The organism is Streptomyces sp. NPDC058872, from assembly GCF_042743065.1.
Classification (GTDB): domain Bacteria; phylum Actinomycetota; class Actinomycetes; order Streptomycetales; family Streptomycetaceae; genus Streptomyces.
Map to the genome: position 1 here is coordinate 241,136 of NZ_JBHYMK010000001.1, position 25,035 is coordinate 266,170.

25 protein-coding genes are annotated in these 25,035 nt (G+C 71.4%); 17 read left to right on the forward strand and 8 right to left on the reverse strand.

What is annotated here, in order from left to right:
• Nucleotides 1-62 precede the first annotated feature (62 nt).
• Nucleotides 63-1,157, forward strand: coding sequence for an amidohydrolase family protein (locus ACFW22_RS01085; protein ID WP_386396966.1), 1,095 nt, complete (start codon nt 63-65; stop codon nt 1,155-1,157).
• Nucleotides 1,158-1,209: 52 nt separating this feature from the next.
• On the opposite strand, the gene ACFW22_RS01090 is transcribed toward ACFW22_RS01085, so the two are convergent.
• The 3 genes from ACFW22_RS01090 to ACFW22_RS01100 form a co-directional block, all read right to left on the reverse strand.
• Nucleotides 1,210-2,181: a heme A synthase gene (locus tag ACFW22_RS01090; protein ID WP_386397099.1), complete on the reverse strand. Its 972-nt coding sequence runs from the start codon at nt 2,179-2,181 to the stop codon at nt 1,210-1,212.
• Between the two features lie 63 nt (nt 2,182-2,244).
• Entirely contained in the window at nt 2,245-3,009 is a 765-nt protein-coding gene (locus ACFW22_RS01095) for an ABC transporter permease (protein ID WP_386396969.1), read from the reverse strand.
• Nucleotides 3,006-3,932 (reverse strand): ABC transporter ATP-binding protein, encoded by a 927-nt coding sequence (locus tag ACFW22_RS01100; protein WP_386396972.1) that lies wholly within the window; start codon nt 3,930-3,932, stop codon nt 3,006-3,008. The genes ACFW22_RS01095 and ACFW22_RS01100 overlap by 4 nt, the downstream gene beginning before the upstream one ends.
• Nucleotides 3,933-4,102: 170 nt before the next feature.
• On the opposite strand from ACFW22_RS01100, the gene ACFW22_RS01105 reads away from it, so the two are divergent.
• The 8 genes from ACFW22_RS01105 to ACFW22_RS01140 all read left to right on the forward strand — a co-directional run bounded on the left by ACFW22_RS01105 (nt 4,103) and on the right by ACFW22_RS01140 (nt 10,654).
• The gene (locus ACFW22_RS01105; RefSeq protein ID WP_386396975.1) at nt 4,103-4,828 is read left to right on the forward strand and encodes a helix-turn-helix transcriptional regulator; all 726 of its coding nucleotides are present in this window, start codon (nt 4,103-4,105) and stop codon (nt 4,826-4,828) included.
• Nucleotides 4,825-6,240, forward strand: coding sequence for a Fe-S cluster assembly protein SufB (gene sufB / locus ACFW22_RS01110; protein ID WP_386396977.1), 1,416 nt, complete (start codon nt 4,825-4,827; stop codon nt 6,238-6,240). Before ACFW22_RS01105 ends, sufB begins: the two co-directional genes overlap by 4 nt.
• Nucleotides 6,241-6,311: 71 nt before the next feature.
• On the forward strand, nt 6,312-7,493 hold the full coding sequence (sufD, locus tag ACFW22_RS01115; protein WP_386396979.1) for a Fe-S cluster assembly protein SufD: 1,182 nt from the start codon (nt 6,312-6,314) through the stop codon (nt 7,491-7,493).
• Nucleotides 7,493-7,810, forward strand: coding sequence for a bifunctional 3-phenylpropionate/cinnamic acid dioxygenase ferredoxin subunit (locus ACFW22_RS01120; RefSeq protein WP_030692512.1), 318 nt, complete (start codon nt 7,493-7,495; stop codon nt 7,808-7,810). The genes sufD and ACFW22_RS01120 overlap by 1 nt, the downstream gene beginning before the upstream one ends.
• Nucleotides 7,811-7,817: 7 nt before the next feature.
• Nucleotides 7,818-8,582 carry a Fe-S cluster assembly ATPase SufC gene (gene sufC / locus ACFW22_RS01125; protein WP_041128637.1) on the forward strand — a complete coding sequence of 255 codons (765 nt, stop codon included), beginning with the start codon at nt 7,818-7,820 and terminating at the stop codon, nt 8,580-8,582.
• Complete coding sequence (locus ACFW22_RS01130; RefSeq protein WP_386396983.1) at nt 8,579-9,847, forward strand: cysteine desulfurase; 1,269 nt, start codon at nt 8,579-8,581, stop codon at nt 9,845-9,847. Before sufC ends, ACFW22_RS01130 begins: the two co-directional genes overlap by 4 nt.
• Before the next feature lie 10 nt (nt 9,848-9,857).
• Nucleotides 9,858-10,319 carry a Fe-S cluster assembly sulfur transfer protein SufU gene (gene sufU / locus ACFW22_RS01135; RefSeq protein ID WP_386396985.1) on the forward strand — a complete coding sequence of 154 codons (462 nt, stop codon included), beginning with the start codon at nt 9,858-9,860 and terminating at the stop codon, nt 10,317-10,319.
• Nucleotides 10,316-10,654: a metal-sulfur cluster assembly factor gene (locus ACFW22_RS01140; protein WP_017238620.1), complete on the forward strand. Its 339-nt coding sequence runs from the start codon at nt 10,316-10,318 to the stop codon at nt 10,652-10,654. The genes sufU and ACFW22_RS01140 overlap by 4 nt, the downstream gene beginning before the upstream one ends.
• Nucleotides 10,655-10,722: 68 nt before the next feature.
• Here the strand turns inward: ACFW22_RS01140 and ACFW22_RS01145 are convergent, their stop codons facing one another.
• Nucleotides 10,723-11,802 carry an oxidoreductase gene (locus tag ACFW22_RS01145; RefSeq protein WP_386396988.1) on the reverse strand — a complete coding sequence of 360 codons (1,080 nt, stop codon included), beginning with the start codon at nt 11,800-11,802 and terminating at the stop codon, nt 10,723-10,725.
• Nucleotides 11,803-11,864: 62 nt separating this feature from the next.
• Between ACFW22_RS01145 and ACFW22_RS01150 the strand changes: the two genes are divergently transcribed.
• Genes ACFW22_RS01150 through dapD form a run of 3 tightly spaced genes read left to right on the forward strand, consistent with a single transcriptional unit; the run spans nt 11,865 to nt 13,851 of the window.
• Complete coding sequence (locus tag ACFW22_RS01150; protein ID WP_386396991.1) at nt 11,865-12,185, forward strand: DMT family transporter; 321 nt, start codon at nt 11,865-11,867, stop codon at nt 12,183-12,185.
• Nucleotides 12,185-12,823 (forward strand): TetR/AcrR family transcriptional regulator, encoded by a 639-nt coding sequence (locus tag ACFW22_RS01155; RefSeq protein ID WP_386396993.1) that lies wholly within the window; start codon nt 12,185-12,187, stop codon nt 12,821-12,823. The genes ACFW22_RS01150 and ACFW22_RS01155 overlap by 1 nt, the downstream gene beginning before the upstream one ends.
• A 44-nt stretch (nt 12,824-12,867) precedes the next feature.
• The gene (gene dapD / locus ACFW22_RS01160; protein WP_386396996.1) at nt 12,868-13,851 is read left to right on the forward strand and encodes a 2,3,4,5-tetrahydropyridine-2,6-dicarboxylate N-succinyltransferase; all 984 of its coding nucleotides are present in this window, start codon (nt 12,868-12,870) and stop codon (nt 13,849-13,851) included.
• Nucleotides 13,852-14,184: 333 nt separating this feature from the next.
• On the opposite strand, the gene dapA is transcribed toward dapD, so the two are convergent.
• Both dapA and ACFW22_RS01170 read right to left on the reverse strand, forming a co-directional pair.
• Nucleotides 14,185-15,075, reverse strand: a complete 891-nt coding sequence (gene dapA / locus ACFW22_RS01165; RefSeq protein ID WP_386396999.1) for a 4-hydroxy-tetrahydrodipicolinate synthase — start codon at nt 15,073-15,075, stop codon at nt 14,185-14,187.
• Nucleotides 15,076-15,236: 161 nt separating this feature from the next.
• Nucleotides 15,237-15,680, reverse strand: coding sequence for a GNAT family N-acetyltransferase (locus tag ACFW22_RS01170; RefSeq protein ID WP_386397002.1), 444 nt, complete (start codon nt 15,678-15,680; stop codon nt 15,237-15,239).
• Between the two features lie 103 nt (nt 15,681-15,783).
• Between ACFW22_RS01170 and ACFW22_RS01175 the strand changes: the two genes are divergently transcribed.
• Nucleotides 15,784-16,497: an antibiotic biosynthesis monooxygenase gene (locus ACFW22_RS01175; RefSeq protein WP_386397005.1), complete on the forward strand. Its 714-nt coding sequence runs from the start codon at nt 15,784-15,786 to the stop codon at nt 16,495-16,497.
• A 19-nt stretch (nt 16,498-16,516) separates the two neighbouring features.
• Here the strand turns inward: ACFW22_RS01175 and ACFW22_RS01180 are convergent, their stop codons facing one another.
• Entirely contained in the window at nt 16,517-18,352 is a 1,836-nt protein-coding gene (locus ACFW22_RS01180; protein WP_386397007.1) for an endonuclease/exonuclease/phosphatase family protein, read from the reverse strand.
• Nucleotides 18,353-18,563: 211 nt separating this feature from the next.
• Between ACFW22_RS01180 and ACFW22_RS01185 the strand changes: the two genes are divergently transcribed.
• The 3 genes from ACFW22_RS01185 (at nt 18,564) to ACFW22_RS01195 (ending at nt 22,490) form a co-directional block, all read left to right on the forward strand.
• Nucleotides 18,564-20,015, forward strand: a complete 1,452-nt coding sequence (locus tag ACFW22_RS01185; protein ID WP_386397010.1) for a hypothetical protein — start codon at nt 18,564-18,566, stop codon at nt 20,013-20,015.
• 275 nt (nt 20,016-20,290) lie between these two features.
• Nucleotides 20,291-21,715 carry an alkaline phosphatase PhoX gene (locus ACFW22_RS01190; protein WP_386397013.1) on the forward strand — a complete coding sequence of 475 codons (1,425 nt, stop codon included), beginning with the start codon at nt 20,291-20,293 and terminating at the stop codon, nt 21,713-21,715.
• A 52-nt stretch (nt 21,716-21,767) separates the two neighbouring features.
• Nucleotides 21,768-22,490 carry a GntR family transcriptional regulator gene (locus ACFW22_RS01195; RefSeq protein ID WP_386397015.1) on the forward strand — a complete coding sequence of 241 codons (723 nt, stop codon included), beginning with the start codon at nt 21,768-21,770 and terminating at the stop codon, nt 22,488-22,490.
• Nucleotides 22,491-22,615: 125 nt separating this feature from the next.
• Here the strand turns inward: ACFW22_RS01195 and ACFW22_RS01200 are convergent, their stop codons facing one another.
• A complete protein-coding gene (locus ACFW22_RS01200) occupies nt 22,616-23,827 on the reverse strand; it encodes a TerD family protein (RefSeq protein ID WP_386397018.1) in 1,212 nt (403 codons plus the stop codon).
• 163 nt (nt 23,828-23,990) lie between these two features.
• Between ACFW22_RS01200 and ACFW22_RS01205 the strand changes: the two genes are divergently transcribed.
• Nucleotides 23,991-24,995: an AraC family transcriptional regulator gene (locus ACFW22_RS01205; protein ID WP_386397020.1), complete on the forward strand. Its 1,005-nt coding sequence runs from the start codon at nt 23,991-23,993 to the stop codon at nt 24,993-24,995.
• Nucleotides 24,996-25,035: the final 40 nt, after the last annotated feature.

Genomic DNA, 25,035 nt, shown 5'->3' on the forward strand with positions numbered 1-25,035 from the left:
TCGGGCGGGGCTCACCCGTTAGGACGTGTGGAGACGCGTCCAGGCAGGGAGAGCCCCCCGAGATGATCGACACGCCGAGTCTGGTGGACCAGTACTGCCACGGGGTGCTCCGTACGGAGCTCGGCCTCGGAACGTTCGAGGCCCACCTCGGTGCCCAACTGGGCGGAGCGGCCGTGCTGCCGGCCGCGGGCACCACCTTCTTCGACACCCAGACCGGCTTCGCCGTGCGCCGCTGGTGCCCGCCGCTCCTCGGCTTGGAGCCCCACTGCCCGCCCGCCCGCTACCTGGCCCGCCGGCGGGAGCTCGGGGCCGCCGAAGTGGGCCGCCGTCTGCTGCGCGCCTCCGGCATCTCCACCTATCTGGTCGACACCGGGCTTGCCGGGGACCTCACGCCCCCCGCCGAGCTGGGGGCCGCGGGCGCCGCCGAGGCGCACGAGATCGTCCGGCTCGAACCCCTCGCCGAGCAGGTGGCCGACACCTCGGGGACCGTCGAGGCCTTCCTCGCCAACCTCGCCGAGGCCGTCCACGGCGCCGCCGACCTCGCCGTGGCCTTCGCGGCGGGAGTGCCCCGCGGCCTCGCGAGTGCGCCCGCACCGCCCGGTCCCGGAGAGGTGCGCGGTGCCGCGGGTCGCTGGTTGGCCGGCCGTCCGGCCGGTGGCAGGCTGACCGACCCCGTCCTGCTGCGCCACCTGCTGTGGATCGCGGTCACCGCCGGGCGCCCGCTCCAACTGCACACGGGGGACCAGGACCCGGCCGCCCTCGCCGGCTTCGCCGCCGCCACCACGGGGCTCGGCGCCGCCCTCGTCCTGCTGCACGCCTATCCGCGGCACCGGGCGGCGGCCCACCTCACCGGACACCACCCGCACGTGTACGCCGATCTCGGTCCCGTCCTCGCCCACACCGGGGCCAGGGCGACCGCGGTCCTGGCCGAGGTGCTGGAGCGGGCGCCCTTCGGCAAGTTGCTGTTCTCCAGCGGCGCACGGGGACTGCCCGAGCTGCACGTGGTGGCGGCGAGCACCCTCCGCCTGGCCCTCGGCCGCGTGCTGGGCGAGTGGACCGCGGACGGTTCCTGGTCCCGCACGGACGCCCGGCGGGTCGCGGCGATGATCGCGGCGGAGAACGCCCGCCGGCTCTACCGGCTCGCGGGGAGCCGTTAGGGCCGACGGGAGTCGCCAGGGCTGCCGGGGGCCGGGCGCGCCGGGACCGGGGTCAGGCCCTGGCGGCCAGTTCCGGGTCCGCCTGGGCGGGGATCCCCGGCGTGGCGAGCGGGCGCTCGCGCAGGCTCAGGGCGAGCCGCAGCACCGCGATCCACATCAGCGAGGAGCCGAGCATGTGGGCCGACACCAGCAGCTCGGGCACCCCGGTGAAGTACTGGACGTAACCGATCCCGCCCTGGAGGAGCAGCACGATCAGGAGGTCGCGGGCGCGGTTCCGGGTGTCGTCCGGGGCGTCCACCACCCGCAGGACCAGCCACATGGCGAGCGCGAGGCCACAGACGATCCACGCGGCGATCGCGTGGACGTGGGCGGCGTTCGTCCAGTCCCACGGCATGCGCGGGACGTCACTGCTGTCCCCGGCGTGCTTGCCGGCGCCGGTGACCGTCGTGCCGAGCACGATCAGCAGGGCGGAGACGATCGTGATCGCCCAGGACAGCTTCCGGACCGGGCGCGGGGCCCTCGGCCGGGGGGCCGTGTCGCCCTCACCGGTGCGGTGCCAGGTGATGACGGCGACCGTGAGCAGGGAGTTCGCGGCCAGGAAGTGACCGGCCACCGTCCAGGGGTTGAGGCCCATCCACACGGTGATGCCGCCGAGGACGGCATTGCTCATGACGATCCAGAACTGGGCCCAGGCGAGCCGGGTCAGCCCGCGCCGCCAGGGCTTGGTGCAACGGGCGGCGACGATCGCCCAGCCCACCGCTGCCGACAGCACGTACGTCAGCATCCGGTTGCCGAACTCGATCGCACCGCGGTAGCCCTGCTCGGGCGTCACGATGAGGCTGTCGTCCGTGCACTTCGGCCAGGTGTCGCAGCCGAGGCCGGAACCGGTCAGCCGGACCGCGCCGCCCGTGACGATGATGAGCACGCTCATCACGACTGCGGAGAGCGCGGCGCGCCGGAGCGTCCGGGGGGACGGGGTCCAGCGCTGGGCGAGGGAGGCGAAGGGGGTCAGCACGGCCCCTATCGTAGGTGGCGCTTGTGCGCGCTTTCACGAGGGGGGCGTATATGGCGGAACGGAACCTTACGGTTACTCCCAGCGGAAGAACCTGGCCGCCGCGCCGAGGCCCAGCAGCGCCCAGACCGCCAGGACGAGGGCGTCGCCCCACGGCATCGTCGCCCCGTTCTGCAGGACCTCCCGGAGCCCGTCCGAGAGGGCGGAGATCGGCAGCAGGGCGAGCAGGTCGCCCGCGGCCCCGAACCTCTCCAGCGGGACGATGACCCCGCCGCCGACCAGGAGCAGGAGGAAGACCAGGTTGGCGGCGGCCAGGGTGGCCTCGGCCTTCAGGGTGCCGGCCATCAGCAGTCCGAGCCCGGAGAAGGCGGCCGTGCCGAGGGCCAGCAGGAGCAGCACGGACAGCGGGTTGCCCCGCGGGGACCAGTCGAGCGCCAGGGCGATCGCCGTCAGGAGGGCGATCTGGAGGACCTCGGTCACCAGGACGGAGAGCGTCTTGGCCGTCATCAGCGCCCAACGGGGGAGCGGCGAGGCGCCGAGCCGCTTGAGCACCCCGTAGCGCCGCTCGAAGCCGGTCGCGATGGCCTGGCCGGTGAAGGCGGTGGACAGCACGGCCAGGGCGAGGACGCCGGGGGCGAGGAAGTCGACCGCCTCGTCGGCGCCGGTGTCGACGACGTCGACGGTGGAGAACAGCACCAGGAGGAGCGAGGGGATGATCACCGTCAGGAGCAGCTGCTCGCCGTTGCGCAGCAGCATCCTGGTCTCCAGGGCGGTCTGCGCGGCGATCATCCGGCCGACGGGGGCCGCCCCCGGCCGCGGGGAGTGGGTACCAGTGCTCACGACCGCAGTTCCTTGCCCGTCAGTTCGAGGAAGACGTCTTCGAGGGTGTGGCGCTCCACCGAGATGCCGTCCGGCATGACGCCGTGCTGGGCGCACCAGGTGGTGACGGTGGCCAGCAGTTGGGGGTCGACGGTGCCGGTGATCCGGTACGTGCCGGGGAGCGTTTCCGCGGCGGCCGACCCGTCCGGCAGCGCCTTGAGCAGGGAGCCCAGGTCGAGGTGGGGGCGTCCGGTGAAGCGCAGGGTGTTCTCGGCGCCGCCGCGACACAGCTCTTCGGGGCTGCCCTGGGCGACGACCCGGCCGGCGTCGACGATGGCGACGTCGTCGGCGAGTTGCTCGGCCTCCTGCATGAAGTGCGTGGTGAGGACGACGGTCACGCCGTCGGAGCGCAGCTCGCGGACGAGGTCCCAGGTGGCGTGCCGGGCCTGTGGGTCCAGGCCGGCGGTGGGTTCGTCGAGGAAGACCAGTTCGGGACGGCCGACGACGGCCATGGCGAGCGCGAGGCGCTGCTGCTGACCGCCGGAGAGGCGTCGGTAGGCGGTGCGACCGCAGGAGCCGAGGCCGAGCCGTTCGACGAGGGCGTCGACGTCGAGGGGGTGCGCGTGCAGCTTCGCCATGTGGCGGAGCATCTCGTCGGCGCGGGCACCGGAGTAGACGCCGCCCGACTGGAGCATGACGCCGATCCTGGGCCGCAGGGCGCCGGCGTCGGCGACGGGGTCGAGGCCGAGCACGCGAACGGTGCCGGCGTCCGGCCTCCGGTAGCCCTCGCAGGTTTCGACGGTGGTGCTCTTGCCGGCCCCGTTGGGGCCGAGGACGGCGGTGACGGTGCCGGCCCGCACGTCGAGGTCGAGGCCGTCGACGGCGGTCTTGCTTCCGTACCGCTTGACCAGGCCGCGGACCTGGACGACGGACTCGTGTGACATGCCGGGAAGTCTAGAGAGCCGGCGCGGGTCCGTGGTGCGCGGGGCGTCGCATTCATCCCATCAATGATCGTTTCCGCAGGTCAGGTAAGGCTTACCTGAGTGACGCATGGCACCGCCGTCGGCTCCGGCGCCGCTTGTCACTCCTCGATTAATTACGCAACAATGGCGTTGTGAAAAACGTTGGCGCGGCTCCGGCGGAGGAACTCGCGACCCGAGAGCGCTCCACGCGCAACCGGGTCGCGCGGTCGATCCTGGACCACGGTCCGTCGACCGTTGCCGACCTGGCCGAACGGCTCGGCCTCACCCAGGCCGCCGTCCGTCGCCACCTCGACTCGCTGGTCGCCGAGAACGTCGTCGAAGCCCGCGAGAAGCGCGTCTACGGCACCAGGGCCCGTGGTCGCCCCGCCAAGGTCTTCGCGCTCACCGACTGCGGTCGGGACGCCTTCGACCAGTCGTACGACTCCCTCGCCGTCGAGGCGCTGCGCTGGATCGAGCGCAATGCCGGAGGGGAAGCGGCCGTCGCCGCCTTCGCCCGCGACCGGATCGAGGCCCAGGCCGGTGCGTACCGCGAGGCCGTCGAGTCGGCCGAGCCCGCCCGCCGGACCGCGGCACTGGCCAAGGCCCTCACCGCGGACGGGTACGCTGCCACTGCGCGGAACGCGCCGGTCGGCGAGCAGCTATGCCAGCACCACTGCCCGGTCGCCCACGTAGCCGAGCAGTACCCCCAGCTGTGCGAGGCGGAGACGGAGTTCTTCTCCCGCCTCTTGGGAACGCACGTCCAGCGTCTGGCCACCATCGCGCATGGTGACGGCGTCTGCACCACGTTCATCCCGCACGGCACCCCGCAGACCACTGAACCAGCATCCGCAAGCACGGCCGGGAGGAACCCCGCATGACCACCGAGATCAGCCACCCCGAGCTCGAGGGCCTGGGTCGGTACGAGTACGGCTGGGCCGACTCCGACGCGGCCGGCGCCGCGGCCAAGCGCGGTCTGAACGAGGACGTCGTCCGCGACATCTCCGCCAAGAAGAACGAGCCCGAGTGGATGCTGAAGCTGCGTCTCAAGGGTCTGCGCCTCTTCGACAAGAAGCCCATGCCGACCTGGGGCTCCGACCTCTCCGGCATCGACTTCGACAACATCAAGTACTTCGTACGGTCCACCGAGAAGCAGGCCGAGTCCTGGGAGGACCTGCCGGAGGACATCAAGAACACCTACGACAAGCTCGGCATCCCGGAGGCGGAGAAGCAGCGCCTCGTGGCCGGCGTCGCCGCCCAGTACGAGTCCGAGGTCGTCTACCACCAGATCCGCGAGGACCTGGAGGAGCAGGGCGTCGTCTTCGTCGACACCGACACCGCGCTGAAGGAGCACGAGGAGCTCTTCAAGGAGTACTTCGGCACCGTCATCCCGGTCGGCGACAACAAGTTCGCCTCCCTGAACACGGCCGTCTGGTCCGGCGGCTCGTTCATCTACGTGCCGAAGGGCGTGCACGTCGAGATCCCGCTCCAGGCCTACTTCCGCATCAACACGGAGAACATGGGCCAGTTCGAGCGGACGCTGATCATCGTCGACGAGGACGCCTACGTCCACTACGTCGAGGGTTGCACCGCCCCGATCTACTCCTCGGACTCGCTGCACTCCGCGGTCGTCGAGATCGTGGTGAAGAAGGGCGGGCGCTGCCGCTACACGACCATCCAGAACTGGTCGAACAACGTCTACAACCTGGTGACCAAGCGCGCCGTCGCCTACGAGGGCGCCACCATGGAGTGGGTCGACGGAAACATCGGCTCCAAGGTCACCATGAAGTACCCGGCCGTCTACCTCATGGGCGAGCACGCCAAGGGCGAGACCCTGTCCATCGCCTTCGCGGGCGAGGGCCAGCACCAGGACGCCGGCGCCAAGATGGTCCACATGGCCCCGAACACCTCCTCCAACATCGTCTCCAAGTCGGTGGCGCGGGGCGGCGGCCGCACCTCCTACCGCGGACTCATCGAGATCGGCGAGGGCGCCCCGGGCGCCAAGTCCAACGTGCTCTGCGACGCGCTGCTCGTCGACACGATCTCCCGCTCCGACACGTACCCCTACGTGGACGTGCGCGAGGACGACGTCTCCATGGGCCACGAGGCCACCGTCTCCAAGGTCTCCGAGGACCAGCTCTTCTACCTGATGAGCCGCGGCCTCACCGAGTTCGAGGCCATGGCGATGATCGTCCGCGGCTTCGTCGAGCCCATCGCCAAGGAGCTCCCGATGGAGTACGCCCTGGAGCTCAACCGGCTGATCGAGCTGCAGATGGAAGGCGCGGTCGGCTAGCCGCACCGCACCGCCGCCCGAGCAGCGACCGATTTTCTTTACGTACGCAGGAAGAGAGCAAGACGACAGCCATGGCTGAGGCTCAGAACATCCCCGCGGGCTCCACCACCGCGGGCTCGATCGCGGTGGCCGCCGAGTCCACCGTCGCCACCCGCATGAGCGCCCCGCCGTCCTTCGACGTCGCGGACTTCCCGGTGCCGCACGGCCGCGAGGAAGAGTGGCGGTTCACCCCGCTGGCGCGCCTGCGCGGTCTCCACGACGGCACCGCCGTCTCCTCCGGGGAAGGCGTCAAGGTCGAGGTGGAGGCCCCCGAGGGGGTCACCGTGGAGACCGTCGGCCGCGAGGACCAGCGCCTCGGCAAGGCCGGCACGCCCGTCGACCGCGTCGCCGCCCAGGCGTACTCCTCCTTCGAGAAGGCCTCGGTCGTCACCGTCGCCAAGGAGGCCGTCCTCACCGAGCCGATCCGCATCTTGGTGCACGGCGCCGGCGGGGTCGCCTTCGGCCACCAGGTCATCGAGCTCGGCGCCTTCGCCGAGGCCGTCGTGGTCATCGACCACACCGGTGACGCGGTGCTCGCCGCCAACGTGGACTACGTCCTCGGCGACGGCGCCAAGCTGACCGTCGTCTCCGTCCAGGACTGGGACGAGAAGGCCGTCCACGTCGCCCAGCACAACGCCCTGGTCGGCCGCGACGCCTCCTTCAAGTCGGTCGTCGTCACCTTCGGCGGCGACGTCGTCCGCATCCACCCGCGCGTCTCGTACGCGGCCCCCGGCGGCGAGGCCGAGCTCTTCGGCCTGTACTTCACGGACGCCGGCCAGCACCAGGAGCACCGCCTCCTGGTCGACCACAACACCCCGCACTGCAAGTCCAACGTGGCCTACAAGGGCGCGCTGCAGGGCCAGGACGCGCACGCCGTCTGGATCGGCGACGTGCTCATCCAGGCCGCCGCCGAGGGCACCGACACGTACGAGCTCAACCGGAACCTGGTCCTCACGGACGGCGCCCGGGTCGACTCCGTGCCGAACCTGGAGATCGAGACCGGCGAGATCGCCGGCGCCGGTCACGCCTCGGCCACCGGTCGCTTCGACGACGAGCAGCTCTTCTACCTGATGTCCCGCGGCATTCCGGAGGCCGAGGCCCGCCGCCTCGTCGTCCGTGGCTTCTTCGCCGAGCTCGTCCAGCAGATCGGCCTGCCCGACGTCCAGGAGCGTCTCCTCGCCAAGATCGAGGCCGAGCTGGAGGCCTCCGTCTGATGGCCTTCGTCCGAGTCTGCGCGCTGAGCGAGCTGGAGGCCGACACCCCCAAGCGGGTCGAGGTCGACGGAACGCCGGTGTCGGTCGTGCACACCGAGGGCGAGGTGTACGCGATCAACGACATCTGCTCGCACGCGAACGTCTCCCTGTCGGAGGGCGAGGTCGAGGACTGCGCGATCGAGTGCTGGCTGCACGGCTCCAGCTTCGACCTGCGCACCGGCAAGCCCTCCGGCCTTCCCGCGACGCGCCCCGTCCCCGTATACCCCGTAAAGATCGAAGGGGACGATGTGCTCGTCTCCGTCACCCAGGAGTCCTGAGTCACCCATGGCAACGCTCGAAATCCACGACCTGCACGTCTCCGTCGAGGCGGAGAACGGCCCCCGCGAGATCCTCAAGGGCGTCGACCTGACCATCAAGCAGGGCGAGACCCACGCCGTCATGGGCCCCAACGGCTCCGGCAAGTCGACCCTGGCGTACTCCCTCGCCGGCCACCCGAAGTACACGGTCACCGGCGGCACCGTCACCCTCGACGGTGAGGACGTCCTGGAGATGTCGGTCGACGAGCGCGCCCGCGCCGGCGTCTTCCTCGCCATGCAGTACCCGGTCGAGGTTCCCGGCGTTTCGGTCTCCAACTTCCTGCGCACCTCCGCCACCGCCGTCCGCGGCGAGGCGCCCAAGCTGCGCACCTGGGTGAAGGAGGTCAAGTCCGCGATGGAGCAGCTCCAGATGGACCCGGCCTTCGCCGAGCGCAACGTCAACGAGGGCTTCTCCGGCGGCGAGAAGAAGCGCCACGAGATCCTCCAGCTCGAACTGCTCAAGCCGAAGATCGCGATCCTCGACGAGACCGACTCCGGCCTGGACGTCGACGCGCTCCGCATCGTCTCCGAGGGCGTCAACCGCGTCCGCGAGACCGGCGAGGTCGGCACCCTGCTGATCACGCACTACACGCGGATCCTCCGCTACATCAAGCCCGACTTCGTGCACGTCTTCGCGAACGGCCGCATCGTCGAGTCCGGCGGTGCCGAGCTCGCCGACCAGCTGGAGAACGAGGGCTACGACAAGTACGTGAAGGGTGGCGCATCCGCGTGACTTCCGCCCATCAGGGGCTGACCGGCCTCCTCGACTCCGAGGCGATCCGCAAGGACTTCCCGCTCCTGGACCGCGTGGTCCACGACGGCAAGAAGATCGTGTACCTCGACTCCGCGGCGACCTCGCAGAAGCCGAGGCAGGTACTGGACGCCCTCAACGAGTACTACGAGCGGCACAACGCCAACGTCCACCGCGGCGTCTACACGGTCGCCGAGGAGGCGACGGCGCTGTACGAAGGGTCCCGTGACAAGGTCGCGGCCTTCATCAACGCGCCGAGCCGCGACGAGGTGATCTTCACCAAGAACGCCTCCGAGTCGCTCAACCTCGTGGCCAACATGCTGGGCTGGGCCGACGAGCCCTACCGGGTGGACCACGAGACCGAGATCGCCATCACGGAGATGGAGCACCACTCCAACATCGTTCCGTGGCAGCTGCTCGCGCAGCGCACGGGAGCGAAGCTGAAGTGGTTCGGCCTCACCGACGACGGTCGCCTCGACCTCTCGAACATCGAGGAGGTCATCACCGAGAAGACCAAGATCGTCTCGTTCACGCTGGTCTCGAACCTGCTCGGTACGGTCAACCCGGTGGAGACGATCATCCGCCGCGCCCAGGAGGTCGGTGCGCTCGTCTGCATCGACGCCTCCCAGGCGGCTCCGCACATGGTCCTGGACGTGCAGGCGCTCCAGGCCGACTTCGTGGCCTTCACCGGCCACAAGATGTGCGGCCCGACCGGCATCGGCGTGCTGTGGGGACGGCAGGAGCTCCTGGAGGACCTCCCGCCCTTCCTCGGCGGCGGCGAGATGATCGAGACGGTCTCGATGCACTCCTCGACCTATGCGCCGGCGCCGCACAAGTTCGAGGCGGGCACGCCCCCGATCGCCCAGGCCGTCGGCCTCGGTGCGGCCGTGGACTACCTCTCGGCGATCGGCATGGAGAACATCGCGCGCCACGAGCACGCGATCACCGAGTACGCCGTCCGGCGCCTCCAGGAGGTGCCCGACCTGCGGATCATCGGCCCCACCACGGCCGAGGACCGGGGCGCGGCGATCTCCTTCACGTTGGGCGACATCCACCCGCACGACGTGGGTCAGGTCCTCGACGAGCAGGGCATCGCGGTCCGGGTCGGCCACCACTGCGCGCGGCCGGTCTGCCTGCGGTACGGAATTCCTGCGACCACGCGGGCGTCGTTCTATCTGTACTCCACTCCGGCCGAGGTCGACGCCTTGGTCGAGGGGCTGGAGCACGTCCGGAACTTCTTCGGCTAGGGGACCGCTCGTGAAGCTGGATTCGATGTACCAGGACGTCATCCTGGACCACTACAAGCACCCTCACGGGCGCGGTCTTCGGGACGGCGACGCCGAGGTGCACCACGTCAACCCGACCTGCGGGGACGAGATCACGCTCCGTGTGAAGTACGACGGCACCCGCATCGCGGACGTGTCGTACGAGGGCCAGGGCTGCTCCATCAGCCAGGCCTCGGCCTCCGTGCTCAACGAGTTGCTCGTCGGCAAGGAACTGGCCGATGCGCAGAAGATCCAGGGCACCTTCCTGGAGCTGATGCAGTCGAAGGGTCAGATCGAGCCCGACGACGCGATGGAGGAGGTCCTGGAGGACGCGGTCGCGTTCGCCGGGGTCTCCAAGTACCCGGCCCGTGTGAAGTGCGCGCTGCTCAGCTGGATGGCGTGGAAGGACGCGACGGCCCAGGTGCTGGGCGACGCGGAGAGGAAGTCGGCATGACCGAGAACGCCGAGGCCACGATGAAGCCGGCCTCCGAGGAAGAGGTCCGCGAGGCGCTGTACGACGTCGTCGACCCCGAGCTGGGCATCGACGTGGTCAACCTGGGCCTGATCTACGGCATCCACATCGACGACTCCAACGTCGCGACGCTGGACATGACCCTGACGTCGGCGGCCTGTCCACTGACCGATGTGATCGAGGACCAGGCGAAGTCCGCGACGGACGGCATCGTCAATGAGCTGAAGATCAACTGGGTCTGGATGCCGCCGTGGGGTCCGGACAAGATCACGGACGACGGCCGCGAGCAGCTCCGCGCGCTCGGCTTCAACGTCTGACCGACGCCGTACGCGACGAAGGGCCGCACCCCACCGGGTGCGGCCCTTCTCGTGTGTCCGCCCGTGGTTCAGGGGGTCGGCGCGGACGCCGTCAGGGCCAGGGTCGGGGCCAGGTTCTCCTTGCGGATGCGCTGGTCGACGTAGAGGAGGCCGGAGACGAGGGGCTGGAAGGGGGCCGCGACGGCCTGGACGAGGAGCTGGGCGATCACCAGGGCCACCAGGGCGCCGCCGATGAGGCCGAAGACCTCGCCCGGGGTCGGGTTCTGCCCGAAGTCCACCGTGGACACGGGGAGGACGCCCAGCTGGGTGATCACCTGCTGGAGCATGCCGCTGGCGATGCCCACCATGATGCCGGTGGCGATGGTGCAGCCGAAGATCCGCCACCAGGATCCCTTGACGAGGGCGGCGGAGCGGCGCAGGGAGGCCATCGCGCCTTGGCCCTCGATGACGGCGACCGCCGGGGCGAGGCTGAACCTGATCATGATCCACAGGGCCAGCGGAACCATCGCGAGGGCGATGAGGAAGAACAGCAGACCGGTGATCGCGATGCCGGGGCCGCCGTCGGCGTGGTCGCCGGCGGAGGCCGTGATGCCGGCGATCAGGGCCACCATCAGGGCGGAGAAGCCGACGAAGAGGAACAGCATCGAAGTGATCACGGCCAGCATCGTCAGGAACACCGCGCCGACCACCGCGCCGAGCCGGGACCAAGCGCGCCGCCAGGCGGTGGCGAAGGTGATCGGGCGGCCGAGCACCGCCTCTTGGACCACGGCCGGGACGGCTGCGTTGACCAGTCCGGTGCAGACCACGTAGGCGGCCATGGCGAAGGTCCAGAGGCAGCCGAAGGCCACGATGAGGGGCTGGAAGTCGGCGAAGACGGGGTCCTGGCCCTCGGGCAGGTCGAAGAGCCGCTGGACGTCGTCGCCGACGACGCCCCAGGCGGCCAACGCCGCCAGACCGAGGAGCACGAAGACGGAGGCGTAGGCGGTGACGGCGACGCCGAGCAGCGGCTTCCAGTACCGGCCGTACGTGGTGAAGGCGCCGGTCAGGACGTCGCTGAAGCTCAGCGGCGCCAGGGGTATGACGCCCGGCTTCGGGGGCGGGGGCGGCGGATAGCCGTAACCATGGGGCTGACCTGGGGAATACGTCATGCGGGACACCGTATCGGGCGTCCTGTGTACGCCCGTACGCAGGATTGTGTACGCTCGTACGCATGGGTTACGGACTGCTGGCGGGCGCCATCGTGGCGGAGATACTCGCCACCACCTCGATGAAGTACAGCGAGGGCTTCACCAAATTCTGGCCTTCGCTCGTCACCGGCGCCGGCTACCTCATCGCCTTCGCCCTCCTGGCCCAAGCGCTCAAGACCCTCCAGGTCGGCACGGCCTACGCCATCTGGTCCGGAGTCGGCACCGCTGCCGTCGCCGGGATCGGCTTCCTCTTCCTCGGCGAGAGCCTCAACCCCGCCAAGGTCGCCGGGATCGTCCTCATCATCGTCGGGGTCGCCGTCCTCAACCTCGGCGGAGCGCACTGATGGCACGGGCCCGGCGGTACGACCCCGAGCGCCGCGAGCGGATCGTCGACGCCGCGCTCGTCGTGGTCGGGCGCGCCGGGATCGACGGCCTGAGCCACCGCACGGTGGCCGCCGAGGCCGATGTTCCGCTCGGCTCCACCACCTATCACTTCGGCTCCCTGGACGAACTCCTCGTCGCAGCGCTCCGCAAGGCCAACGAGGGCTTCGGAAGGCTGCTCCACGGCGACGCCGCCCTCGCCGACCCGGACACCGGCCTCGCCGCCGGGCTCGCCCGGCTCCTGGGCGAGTGGCTGGGCGGCGAACGCGCCCGCGTGGAGCTGGAGTACGAGCTCTACCTCGCGGCCCTCCGCCGCCCCGCCCTGCGTCCGGTCGCCGCGGAGTGGACCGAGTCGGTCGCCGCGGCCCTGGCCCACCGCACCGATCCCGTCACCGCCCGCGCCCTGGCCGCCCTCATGGACGGCATCTGCCTCCAGGTCCTCCTCGCCGGCGACGACTACGACGAGGAGTACGCGCGCGGGATCCTCGCCCGGGTGTCGGGCGAGGGGGCCGCCCCTTCCGGCCCGACCGTCCTGAAGGAAGGCCCCAAAAGGCCGTCCCGGACTTCGTCGAAACCGCCCACGCGCCCGACCGACACCTGAGACCGGTTGGCCCGGGCAGGGGCCCGACCGTTAGGTTTTCCGTCATGACCACTGCTCCTCGCACCACCGGCGCCGTCGCCGCCGGCCTCGCCACCATCGCCGGCGACGGCACCGTCCTCGACACCTGGTTCCCCGCCCCCGAGCTGACCGACGCCCCCGGCCCCGCCGGCACCCGGCGGCTCACCCCCGACGAGGCCGTCAACGCCCTCGGCGAGGGCGCCGCCAAGGCCCTCGGCGTGGACGCCCGTCGGGGCGTCGAGGTGGTCGCCGTCCGCACCGTCATCGCCTCGCTCGACGAGAAGCCGCTCGACGCCCACGACGCCTACCTGCGCCTGCACCTGCTCAGCCACCGGCTGGTCAAGCCGCACGGCCAGAGCCTGGACGGCGTCTTCGGCCTGCTCGCCAACGTCGCCTGGACCTCGCTCGGCCCGGTCGCCGTCGACGACATCGAGAAGGTCCGGCTCAACGCCCGTGCCGAGGGGCTGCACCTCCAGGTCACGTCGATCGACAAGTTCCCGCGGATGACCGACTACGTCGTGCCCGCCGGGGTCCGCATCGCCGACGCCGATCGCGTCCGCCTCGGCGCCCACCTCGCCGCCGGCACCACCGTCATGCACGAGGGCTTCGTCAACTTCAACGCCGGCACCCTGGGCACCTCCATGGTCGAGGGACGCATCTCCGCCGGCGTCGTCGTCGGTAACGGCTCCGACATCGGCGGCGGCGCCTCCACCATGGGCACCCTCTCCGGCGGCGGCAACGTCGTCATCTCCATCGGCGAGCGCTGCCTGATCGGCGCCGAGGCGGGCGTCGGCATCGCGCTCGGCGACGAGTGCGTCGTCGAGGCCGGCCTGTACGTCACCGCAGGCACCCGGGTCACCATGCCCGACGGCCAGATCGTCAAGGCCCGCGAGCTCTCCGGCGGCGACAACATCCTCTTCCGCCGCAACTCGGTCACCGGCGCCGTCGAGGCCCGCCCGAACAACGCGGTCTGGGGCGGGCTGAACGACATCCTGCACAGCCACAACTGATGACGGGCGGCCGTGACCCGCGGCTGCCTGCTCGATCGCGGCTCCGACCTCCTGCCGTGCTGCCGGTGGTCGTTGGCGTGATCACCTGTGAGCGCCCTTCCACGGCCCGAGGACGGCCCGGGAGGGCGCTCGTGCATGAGCACCGCAGGAGGGCGCTCGGGACGGGCCACGGGCGGTCACGGCGCCACGGGAGTCCCGCGACCCCCGTGCGCCCGGAACCCCGCAGGGAGTGGCGGAACGTGCGGGCACGCGGGACGCAACGGAAGCGCGGTGCGGGTTCCCGTCCGGTGGGCGCTCCGAGCGCGTGGGGGTTCACCGCCGCATCGTAGGGGGCTACGCCCCCATGAGGGCGCCGTGCGCCGCCCGCAGTGCAGCGACCGTCTCCCGGTCGGCGGGCTGTAGCGGCTCCCGCACCGGGCCGCCGAGGAGCGCCTTGACGGTCACCGTGCCCGGCAGTCCCGAAGCCATCATCAGCTCGGTCAGGGGCAGGAGACGGGCGTGGGTCCGGGTGGCGCCCTCGGTGTCGCCGGCGTCGAAGGCGTCGAGGACCGCACGCATGTGACGGGGCGCCACGTTTGCCACCGTGCTGATGTAGCCTGCGCCGCCCACCGCGTACAGCGGCAGGTTCAACTCCTCGGAGCCCGAGTAGTACGCGAGCCCCGTCTCCGCGATCAACCGGGCCGAGGCGAGCAGGTCGCATGCGCAGTCCTTCACCCCCACGATCCGCGGGTGCTCGGCGAGCCGTCGCAGTGTGGCGGGCTCGACGCGGGTGCCGGTGCGGCCCGGAATGTCATAGACCACCACCGGCAGCTCGGTCGCGTCCGCGAGCTTCAGGAAGTGTGCCTCCACGGCGGCTTGGGGCGGCCGGCTGTAGTACGGGGTGACGACGAGCAGTCCGTCCGCCCCCGCCTCCTCGGCCTGTCGGGCGAGTCGTGCGCTGTGCCGGGTGTCGGCGGTGCCGACGCCGGCGAGGAGCGAGGGGGTCGGCCCGACGGCCTCGCGGACGGCCCGGACGAGCGCGGCCTTCTCCGCGTCCGTGGTGGTCGGGGACTCGCCCGTGGTGCCGTTGAGGACCAGGCCCTCGCAGCCTTCTGCGAGGAGGCGGACGGCGAGGTCCCCGGCCGCACCGAGGTCGAGTTTCCCGGTGGAGTCGAACGGGGTGACCATCGCGCAGAGGGCACGACCGAAGGGGCGCGGGGAGGTGGTTCCGGAAGCAGTGCTCATTCCGGAAGTCTGGAGGGAACGGACGGTGAAGGTCTACTTAGATCTTCTTGGTCCGAAGCGTAAGAGGAAGTGAAGGGTCTGGGTCGTCCGGTGCGGCCGGCGGACGGCCCCGTCGGAGGTGATTGGTCGGCCGTCCCGTCGGGTCTGCCGTCAAGGGGCGCTCAGAGCGCCCGTTTGAAGCCGTCGTGGCTGCGGGCGAAGCCCAGTGAGGCGTAGAAACGGTGGGCATTCGTCCGCTTCTTGTTGCTGGTGAGCTGGACGAGCGTGCAGCCGCGGTCTCCCGCACGAGCCACGGACCGCTCCATCAACTCCCGGCCGAGTCCGCGGCCCCTCCGGTCGGCCCTGATGCGCACCGCTTCGATCAGGGCCCGCTCGGCGCCGCCCCTGCCGAGACCCGGGATGTACGTGATCTGGAGGCACCCCAGGACGAGCGCGTCCTCCATCAGGACCAGCACCTCATTGCGCGGATCGGCTTCGATGGCGGCGAAGGCCCGCTCGTGCGCCTCGCCGACGGTGACCGATGCGGGGTCCAGGACCTCGTCCTCGTCGGCGAGCAGGGCGAGGACGGCGGGCAGTTCGGCGCGGGTGGCAGGGCGAAGGATCATGATGCGGAGTTTCCCACGGAAGACTTCCTTGACCTCAAGCGCGCTTGAGGGAGGACGGTGGATCCACCGCATCCGGTCGATCCCGTCCCAGGAGGCCCTCCACATGAATGCCGTTGCCCGTCCCGACGCCCGCCCCGACCTCTACCGTCCGACCCTCGGCGCCGTCCTGGCCAGCACCTGGAGCGTCGGCACCGCCGCCCGGCAGCAGGCCGCGATCGAGGCCATCCGGACCGCCTGGGAGAGGCGCGACTGGCCCGACCCCAGGCTGCTCTCGTACAGCGTCTACGTCGGGACGGACGAGGACACGCTCCTGCACTACTCGCAGTGGACGGACCAGGAGGCCTACGACGCGTTCGTCCGCGTCCACCGCGACGACCGGAACGCCGAGATCGACGCCGCCGTTCCCGGCATCGAGCGGGTGGCCCTGCACCGCTACGCCCCGCCCCACCGGAGCGCCGTCCTCAGTGGGGACGGTGCCGCAGCGGTGCCCGGAGCGGTCGCCGTCGTCGAGGTCGACTTCGAGGGGCCGGACGCCGACCGGCAGGACGCCTGGGTGGAGGCGGCGGTCGCCGCACTGGCCGGCGAGGACGGGACCCGTTCGGTGCCCGGCGGGATCGGTGCGCACTTCCACCGGTCCGTGGACGACACCCGCGTCCTGGGCTTCACCGAGTGGGAGGGCGTGCCGGCCCACGTCGCGTGGGAGGCCGTGCACGCCCCGCTCCACGAAGCCTGGCAGCGGTTGTTCCGCCGCCCCGGGCTGGTCGGCAGCCGGGTGCACCGGTACGTGCCCGCGCTGAGCCTCGACGCGGGCGCGTGACCGGGCACCGGTTCCGCGGTTACGGGCGGAAACGCAGGACCTGCGGGTCGTGGTCGCTGTTCTGGTCGGCGAACTCCGCGTTGATGTGGACGCTGTCGTAGGTGAAGTGGTGGACGCCGGGGCTGGTCAGGATCTGGTCGAGGACCTGGCTGTTGCCCTGGTACACGTACGAGTAGCGCTCGCTGCGCGGCAGCGACTTCACGGCCGGGTAGAGCACGCCGCCGTCGGTCAGCGCCTGCGTCGTCCCGGAGAACTCGAAGTCGTTGATGTCACCGAGGACCAGGACGTCGGCCTGCTTGTCGACCGCGACGATGTCCTTGACGAAGGCGTTGACGGCCTGGGCCTGGAGCAGTCGCTGCGTCTCGGAGGAGCGGCTCGGCGGCTGGTGGTGGGAGACGATGGACTCGTCGCCGCCCTTCGAGGCGAAGTGGTTGGCGATCACGAAGACCGTCCGGCCGCGGAAGACGAACTCGCCCGCGAGCGGCTTGCGGCTGTCCTCCCAGGCGGCGTTCGCCGGGTCGATGCGGCCGGGGGAGAGGGTCAGCGCGGGGCGGCCCTTCGTCCCCGTCACCGCGGTGCCGGTGGTCGCGTCGCCGCCCGCACGGTCCGTGAAGGAGACCCGCTCGGGGTTGAAGAGGAAGACCTGACGGATATTGCCGCCGGGCTGACCGCCGTCCTGGTTGTTCTCCGGGTCGACCGCGCGCCACGCGTAGGCCGGGCCGCCCGCCGCCACGATCGCGTCCGTGAACTTCTCCACCGTCACGTCGGCGGCGACCGTGCCGTCGTTCTTGGCGCCGTTGTTGTCCTGGATCTCCTCCAGGGCGACGATGTCCGGCGAGGAGAGGTTCTCGACGACCGCCTTCGCGAGTGCGTCGAACTTCTCCTGCGGGTCCGTGGGGTCGAGGTTCTCGACGTTGTAGGTCGCCACGGCCAGTTCGTTCTTGTGCTGCTTGGCCGTGGTCTCGCGCCTCAAACCGCGGTCGGCGACCGTGCCGAGGGTGCGCGCGGTCAGCGTGTAGCCGCCGAACTGGTTGAAGTCGAGCGGGCCCTCGGTGGGGCCGCTCAGCCGGTCACCGACGTTCGCCGCGGGGAACGGCTGCTGGGCCAGCGGGGTCAGCGACTGGACCTTGAGCCGGCCGGTGTTCTGGGACTCGTACGAGCCGTAGACCGTGCCGCCGCGCCAGTTGGGGTTCTCCCAGGGCTTCACCGTCACCCAGAGCTCCGCGTACGCGTTGCTGGCGCCGACCACGCGCGAGGGGCCGATCCGGACGTTGGTGCCTTCCAGGGACTCGTAGTAGTCCAGGGCGTACCGCTCGGGGTCCAGGGTCAGGCCGTTGATCGAGCCGCCCGCGGCCGGGTCGCCCTCGGGGGCGTACGCATCGGGCACCGACCAGCCGGAGATCGTCACGGGGGCCGGGACCGGGTTGCCCTGCGAGACCACGGTGATGACGGGCCTCGAAAGCTGGGTGAGCGACTGGTTGCCCGAGTTCAGGCCGCCGGGGACGTACTCGGTGACCGTGCCGTTCACGCTGAGCGCGTCGCCGACGGAGACGGTGGGGGCGGAACCGGTGTAGACGAAGATGCCCTCGCTGGTGGCGGGGTTCGCGTCGGCCTCGGGGTCCTGCATCCAGAATCCGCGCGAGCCGTAGGTGCGGACACCGGTCACGATGCCGGTGACGCCGGTGACCTGCTTGCCGACGAGGGGCGAAACGCGCGTCGTGCCCTGGATGTCGTGGATGCGGACGCCGGCGGCGTCCTCGGCGGCGGCGCTGGACGAACCCGCGAGGAGGCCGGCGGCGAGGGCGGAGGCGACGACGGCGGAGACCGCGGCGAATCTCGGTATGGAGGAAGACATCAAGGGGCTCCGAGGGTGCTTGGAGGATCGACAGATGAATCTACGCGCGTCAATCTCTTTGTATAGAGGTGCACTTGTCAAGGGTCGACGGGTGTACGAAGGCTGACGGCTCCGTGAATCGACGGACGGGGTGCCGGATGCGTCTACGCTGAGGACGGCTCTCCGAGCCCCACCCACCTTTCGCTTCGTACGCGTCGAGGAGACACATCCGATGTCAGAGCACCCCACCCTTCCCCCCGTTCGGCTGCGTGCGGACGCGGAACTGGCGCGGGATGCCCTGGCCGCCCCCCTCCTCTCCCACGCGGTGCGGCTCGCACGCTGGGCCGGACCCGAAACCCGGGTCGACGCGGGCGGCGAACTCGTCGACGAACAGCTTCCCGAGGCCGTCGAGGTCCTGGGCCTCACCGACGACGAGGACGGCGAGATCTGGGCCGGTGACGCCTGGCGGCTCGCCGTCGACACCGGCCTCGTCGCCGTCGTGGACGGGCAGGAGGGCGAGGAGGCCGACGTTCCCGGGCGCGCCGGCCCCGGCGAGAACCTCCCCCTGGTCACGGGCGGTTCGCCCCAGGACGTCCTCGGGCTCTGGCTGGACGGATTCGACGTGGTCTTCGCCGACGCCGTCGCGCCCGTCATCGACGACCTGGACGCGATCGTCGGGGAGGACGGCGAGATCGACATCGAGGGGCTCGACTGGGACCCCGAGGCGGAGGCCGAGTTCTTGGAGGGGGTCCTGGGCAACCTCTACCTGCTGACCGTCAGCGAGGGCGGCCCCGGCGAGGGGCCCGTGCCGCTGCCCGCGCTCGCCGCCTCGATGGTCGTCCCCGACGACATGGGCGAACCGACCGACGACGTCCTGGAGCAGGTCTCGGACGCGATGATGCGCCTCGACGAGCAGTTCCGGCTGCTCGAACCGATCGGGCTCGTCGAGTACCAGCCGGTCGACGAGGCCCTGATGGCCGAAGAGGGCGAGGAGCCGGCGCCGCCCCTCGACGACGAGGACGTCACCCGCTACGGCATGGTCCGCCTCACCCCGCTCGGGCTCTACGGCATCCGGACCCGGATGCTGGAGGCCGGCGTGGACGCGCCCGCGGTCGGCGACCTGGCGGACAAGGGCGCGGACGTGCTCCTCGACGGGATCGCCGACTACCCGCAGGTCGCCGCCCGCGAGGAGACCGCCGCCTGGCTGGCCGGCCGTGACGCGCTCGACGCGGCCCGCGAGCTGCTGCACGCCGCGCGCGGTGTCGACGCGGGTTCCCCGCTCCGCCGGCTCCACTGCCAGCAGACCCTGTCCCTGGTCGGTGCCGAGGCGGAGCCCGCCGTGCGGGAAGTCCTGGACGACGCCGAACTCGGCGGCCTCGCACGGGTCTGGCTCGCGGAGCACGGAGCGGCCGACGTGCCGGCGCCGCCTGAGTCGATGGTCTTCTGGCTCGCCATCGACACGATCGCGGCCCAGCTCGATGCGAGCGACGACCTGGAGGAGCTCCAGGAGCTGATCGAAGGCCTCACCGGACGGCACAGCGGCTTCTTCGAGACGGCCTGGCGGGTGGAACACCCGTCGACCGCGGACGTCTTGGAGGCGATGGGCCGGCTGCACCGGGACAAGGCGGCGGCCAAGGAAGCACGGAAGGCCGCCTTCAAGGCCCGCTCCCGTTCCGGCTCCTGACGGAGAGGGACCTTTCGGCCTCGACGGGGCGCCGGGCCCGCAAGGGGCCGGGGGAGCCTCCCGGAGTACGGGTCCGGGGGAGGAGGCCCCACCGCTCCCGGAGCTCCTGGCAACGGGCCGGTCCGGGCGGTCCGGAGACCGCGCCGGTGCGAAGGGGCGCACGGGAGCACCGGCGCGTGACGCCCGGCCGGTGTTCCCGCGGAGTTCAGGCGGTGTTCGTGGAGGCGCGGGAGGGTGGCCCGCGAGATTCGGCCACCAAGGGAGATCCCACCACCATGCCGCTCAACCGCCGAGAGTTCACCAAGCAGTCCGCCGTCGCCGGCGCGGGCCTCGCCCTCACCGGCGTCGTCGGTGCCCTCGCCACCGCGCCCGAGGCCCTCGCGTCCGACGAGCCGCAGGCGCACGGCCACGGGCACGGGCACGGCCACGCGCTCGGGTACGGGCCGTTGGTCGCCGACCCCGACGGGATGCTGGCCCTGCCCGAGGGATTCACCTACCGCGTCATCACCCACAGCGGCGTGACCCGTCTGGAGTCCGGAGAGTTCACCCCCTCCAACCACGACGGCACCGCCGCCTTCGCCGGGCCGCGCGGCGCCACCTACCTGGTCAACAACCACGAGCTCAAGGGGCCCCGTAGCAGGTGGGAGCACCCCGTCCCGCTGACCGAGGGCCTCGTCTACGACCCGGCCGCGTCCGGTGGCTGCACGGTCGTCGAGGTGCACCGCGACGGCACCGTCGCGGAATGGGTCGGCATCGCCGGCACCTCCACCAACTGCGCCGGCGGTCGGACCCCCTGGGGCACCTGGCTGACCGGCGAGGAGACCGAGGACCTGGCCGGCAAGAACGGCATGACCAAGGACCACGGCTACGTCTTCGAGGTCGACCCGCGCGACGCCCGCGCCAACCGTGACCCGAAGCCGATCAAGGCCTTCGGCCGCTACGCCCACGAGGCCGTGGTGATCGACCCCAAGCGCGGCCACGCCTACCTCACCGAGGACGCGTCCGGCCCCAACGGACTGCTGTTCCGTTGGGTGCCGCCGCAGGGCTTCGAGCACGGGCGCGGGAAGCTCCGCACCCTGGCCGACGACGCCGGCGCGCTCCAGGCCTTCAAGTGCATCGACTCCTCGGGCCGCTTCGTCGACGACCTGTCCCGCGCCACGCGGATCGGCACCGTCTACGGCGTGGACTGGGTGGACGTCCCCGACCGCGACGCCCGCACCACCCCCATCCGCAAGCAGTTCACGGACGGCGAGGTCACCCGGTCCCGCAAGCTGGAGGGGATGTGGTGGGCCGACGGCGGCGCCTACTTCGTCTCCTCCTACGCGCGCGACGAGAGCCCCGGCGCCTCGCACGACGGCCAGGTCTGGTTCTACGACCCGAAGCGCCGCACCCTGACCCTCAAGGTGCTCCTCGGCGTGAACACCACCCCGGACGAGGACGGCGCCTTCGACGGCCCCGACAACATCACCGTCTCGCCGTACGGCGGGCTCGTCATCGCCGAGGACGGCGAAGGCGTCCAGCACCTCTTCGGAGCGACCGACTCGGGGCGCACGTACCCGATCGCCCGCAACGACCTCAACGACAGCGAGTTCACCGGAGTCGTCTTCTCGCCCGACGGCGACACGCTGTTCGCCAACATCCAGAACCCGGGGATCATGGTCGCGATCACCGGCCCCTGGCGTCGCCAGCCCCGCCGCTGAGGCCGAAATCGACCCTGGTCCGTCCATGGATTGACATTTAACATGTCAATCCATGGACGCACTGCGGCCCGTGGGCCGGACCCTGCTGCGTGACCGGGCCTACGAGGCGCTGCGCGAGGCCATCGTGCGCGGCGACCTCCAGCCCGGCGCCCCGCTCACGGACGCCGAGCTCGCCGATCGGCTGGGGCTCTCCCGCACACCCGTGCGCGAGGCCCTGGCCCGACTCGGCGACGAGGGGCTCGTCGACTCCAAGCCGCAGAGCTACACCCGGGTCACCCGGCCGGTCAGCCGGATCGTCCGGGACGCGGCTTCGGTGGTGCGCGTGATGCACGAACTCGCCGCCAGGACCGGCGTGCCGCTGCTCAGCCCCGAGGGCGTCCGGGCCATGCGCGAGGCGAACGAGCGCTTCGCGGCGGCCGTCCGCGCCTCCGACGTCGAAGCCGCGCTGGACGCTGACGACGAGCTCCACCAAGTGCTCGTCGTGGCCAGCGGCAATCACGCCGCCGCCGCCACGATCGCCCGCTACACCCCGCTGATCCGCCGTGTCGAGCGGCGGCTCTTCGGCGACGCCGGGAGCTGCGGATCGGTCGAGCTGCACGCCCAACTCATCGAGGCGTGCGCGGCGGGTGATCCGGAGGCCGCGGTGCGGGTCACCCGGGAGATCTGGGCAGCGCTCGAACGACTCGCCGACGAAGCGGTGGAGGTGGCCGACGTCACCGGCATCCCCGCACCCGTCGCCGAGGCCGGAGCGCCCGCGGCCCCGCCCGTTCCGTAGCCCGTCCCGGACCGGCGACCTCCGCCGCCGGTCCCAGGAGCTGCCGGGACCCGACGGTGCTCCGCGCCCGTCCGGTGCTCAGCCCGCACCCGGGCCCCGGCGTGCCCCTCCGGGGGCACGATCGCTCACAGCGCCTGGGCGCCCGGCTTCACCATCCCGCGGACGGTCCGCGACTTCACGAACTCGCCCATGGCGGTCATCTCCCACTCGCCGGAGAACTGCTTGATCAACTTGGCCATCATCACGCCGGTCTGTGGCTCGGCCGTGGTCAGGTCGAAGCGGACCAGCTCCTCGCCCGTGGTGGCGTCCAGCAGACGGCAATAGGCCTTGGCCACTTCGGTGAACTTCTGACCGGAGAAGGAGTTGACCGTGAAGACCAGGCCGGTGGCGTCGGCGGGGAGGCGGCCGAGGTCCACCGTGATGACCTCGTCGTCACCCGCGCCCTCGCCGGTGAGGTTGTCGCCGGAGTGCCGGATCGATCCGCCCAGGATGGTCAGCTTGCCGAAGTAGCAGCTGTCCAAGTGGTTGCGCTGCGGGCCGTACGCGATGACGGAAGCGTCCAGGTCGATGTCCTTGCCCCGGTAGGCGGGCTCCCAGCCGAGGCCCATCTTCACCTGCGACAGCAGCGGACGACCGCCCTTGACCAGGGACACCGTCTGGTTCTTCTGGAGGCTGACCCGCCCCTTGTCGAGGTTGATCTTGCCGGTGGAGACGGGGGCCGGGGGTGCGGGAGGTGCCGGGGCGGCGACGCGCGGGTCCATCGGAGCGACCGGCGGCACCGGCGGCACCGGCGGGGCGACGGGCGCCGGGGCGGGAGCGGGAGCGGCAGCGGGCTCCTCGTCCACCGAGACGCCGAAGTCGGTGGCGATGCCGGCCAGCCCGTTGGCGTACCCCTGTCCCACGGCGCGGGCCTTCCAGGCGCCGTTGCGCAGATAGATCTCGACGACCACCAGTGCCGTCTCCGTCGCCAGCCGGGGCGGGGTGAAGGTGGCGAGCACGGTGCCGTCGTCCGCGTTCCGGATGGTGGCCGTGGGCTCGATGCCCTGGAAGGTCTGGCCCGCGGTGTCCGGGCTCGCGGTGACGACGATCCGCTCGATCCCGGCCGGGAGGGCGCCGGTGTCCACCACGATCGCGTCGGGGGCCGCCCCGCCACCGGAACGGTAGGCGACGCCGGGCCCGGCCGGCTGGTTGTAGAAGATGAAGTCGTCGTCCGAGCGCACCTTGCCGTTGGCGCTGAGCAGCAGGCCCGAAACGTCGAGCCGCACGGGGGCGGCCACGTCCACCGCCACGCGCGCGGCGGTGAGAGGGATGTTCGAGCCGGGGGTCATAGCGGTCATGCCACGGCTAACGAACCGGGTCCCTCCGCCGTTCCCCGACGACGGGCGGTTCGGCCACTCCGGTGATGCGCCCGCCTTCCGACCGCCAACCGTCGCACCTGCGCCGATACCGGGCATCCCGCGGTTCATGCCCAGATCCGGCGCATGAATATCCTTTCGGACCATGGGTGCTGTGGGGGCCGCGGAGCGCGCGGGGACCGTGGGGGCGAACTCGTTCCGGACGGCGGACGTGGACGAGGCGCGGGAGGAACTCGACGCGCGTTACTACGCCAACCGGATGACCGTCGTCGACCGGGACCGGCGCCCCTTCGCCGCTCGCTTCGACACCGTTGCGCTCGGGCCGCTGGTCATCGGCGACCTCAGCTGCGGTGCCGACGTGCGCATGAGCTTCGGGGAGCTCGGCGCCTACCACCTCAACGCCCCGCTGAGCGGCACCATGGAGATGCGCCAGGGCGGTGGCGGCCGGATCGTCGCGACACCGGACGAGGCCCTGCTGCTCGACCCGACGGGGGACACCTTCCTCGACCGTTGGAGCGGAGACTGCCGGACCCTGTCCGTGAAGGTCGGGGCGGCCGAACTGCGCGACCGCCTCGAACGGCTGACGGGCCGGGCGGTGCGCGCCCCCCTCGCCTTCGAGCCCCGCCTGGACATCACGCGCGGCCCCGGTCTGAGCTGGGTGCGCTTCGCCCGGCAGGTCGCCGCCGAAGCGCTCGCCGGGGACGGGCTCGCCACGCACGACCTGGTGGCCCGTCCGCTCCAGGAAGCGCTCCTCAACGGACTGCTCCTGGCCGCCGAGCACCCCTGGCGCGAGGACCTCGCCCACCCGGGGGAACCGCGGCGACCTGCCCCGGTCAAACGCGCGATGGACGCGGTGCGGGAGCACCCCGAGCACCCGTTCACCACCACCGAGCTCGCCGCCCTGTCCCGGGTCAGCGTGCGCCGCCTCCAGGAGTCCTTCCGGGAGTACGTCGGGATGTCGCCCATGGCGTACGTGCGGGAGGTCCGGCTCGACCGGGTCCACGAGGAACTGCGGCGGGCGGCGCCGGACGAGGCCGCCGTGAGCGAGGTGGCCTGGCGCTGGGGCTTCGCCCACCAGGGGCGGTTCGCCGCCCGCTACCGGGAGAAGTTCGGCGAGTCGCCGTCCCGGACGCTACGGGCGGGCGGCTGACGGCGATGTGTGCGCCGGTCCGTGCTTCCGTGCACCAAGC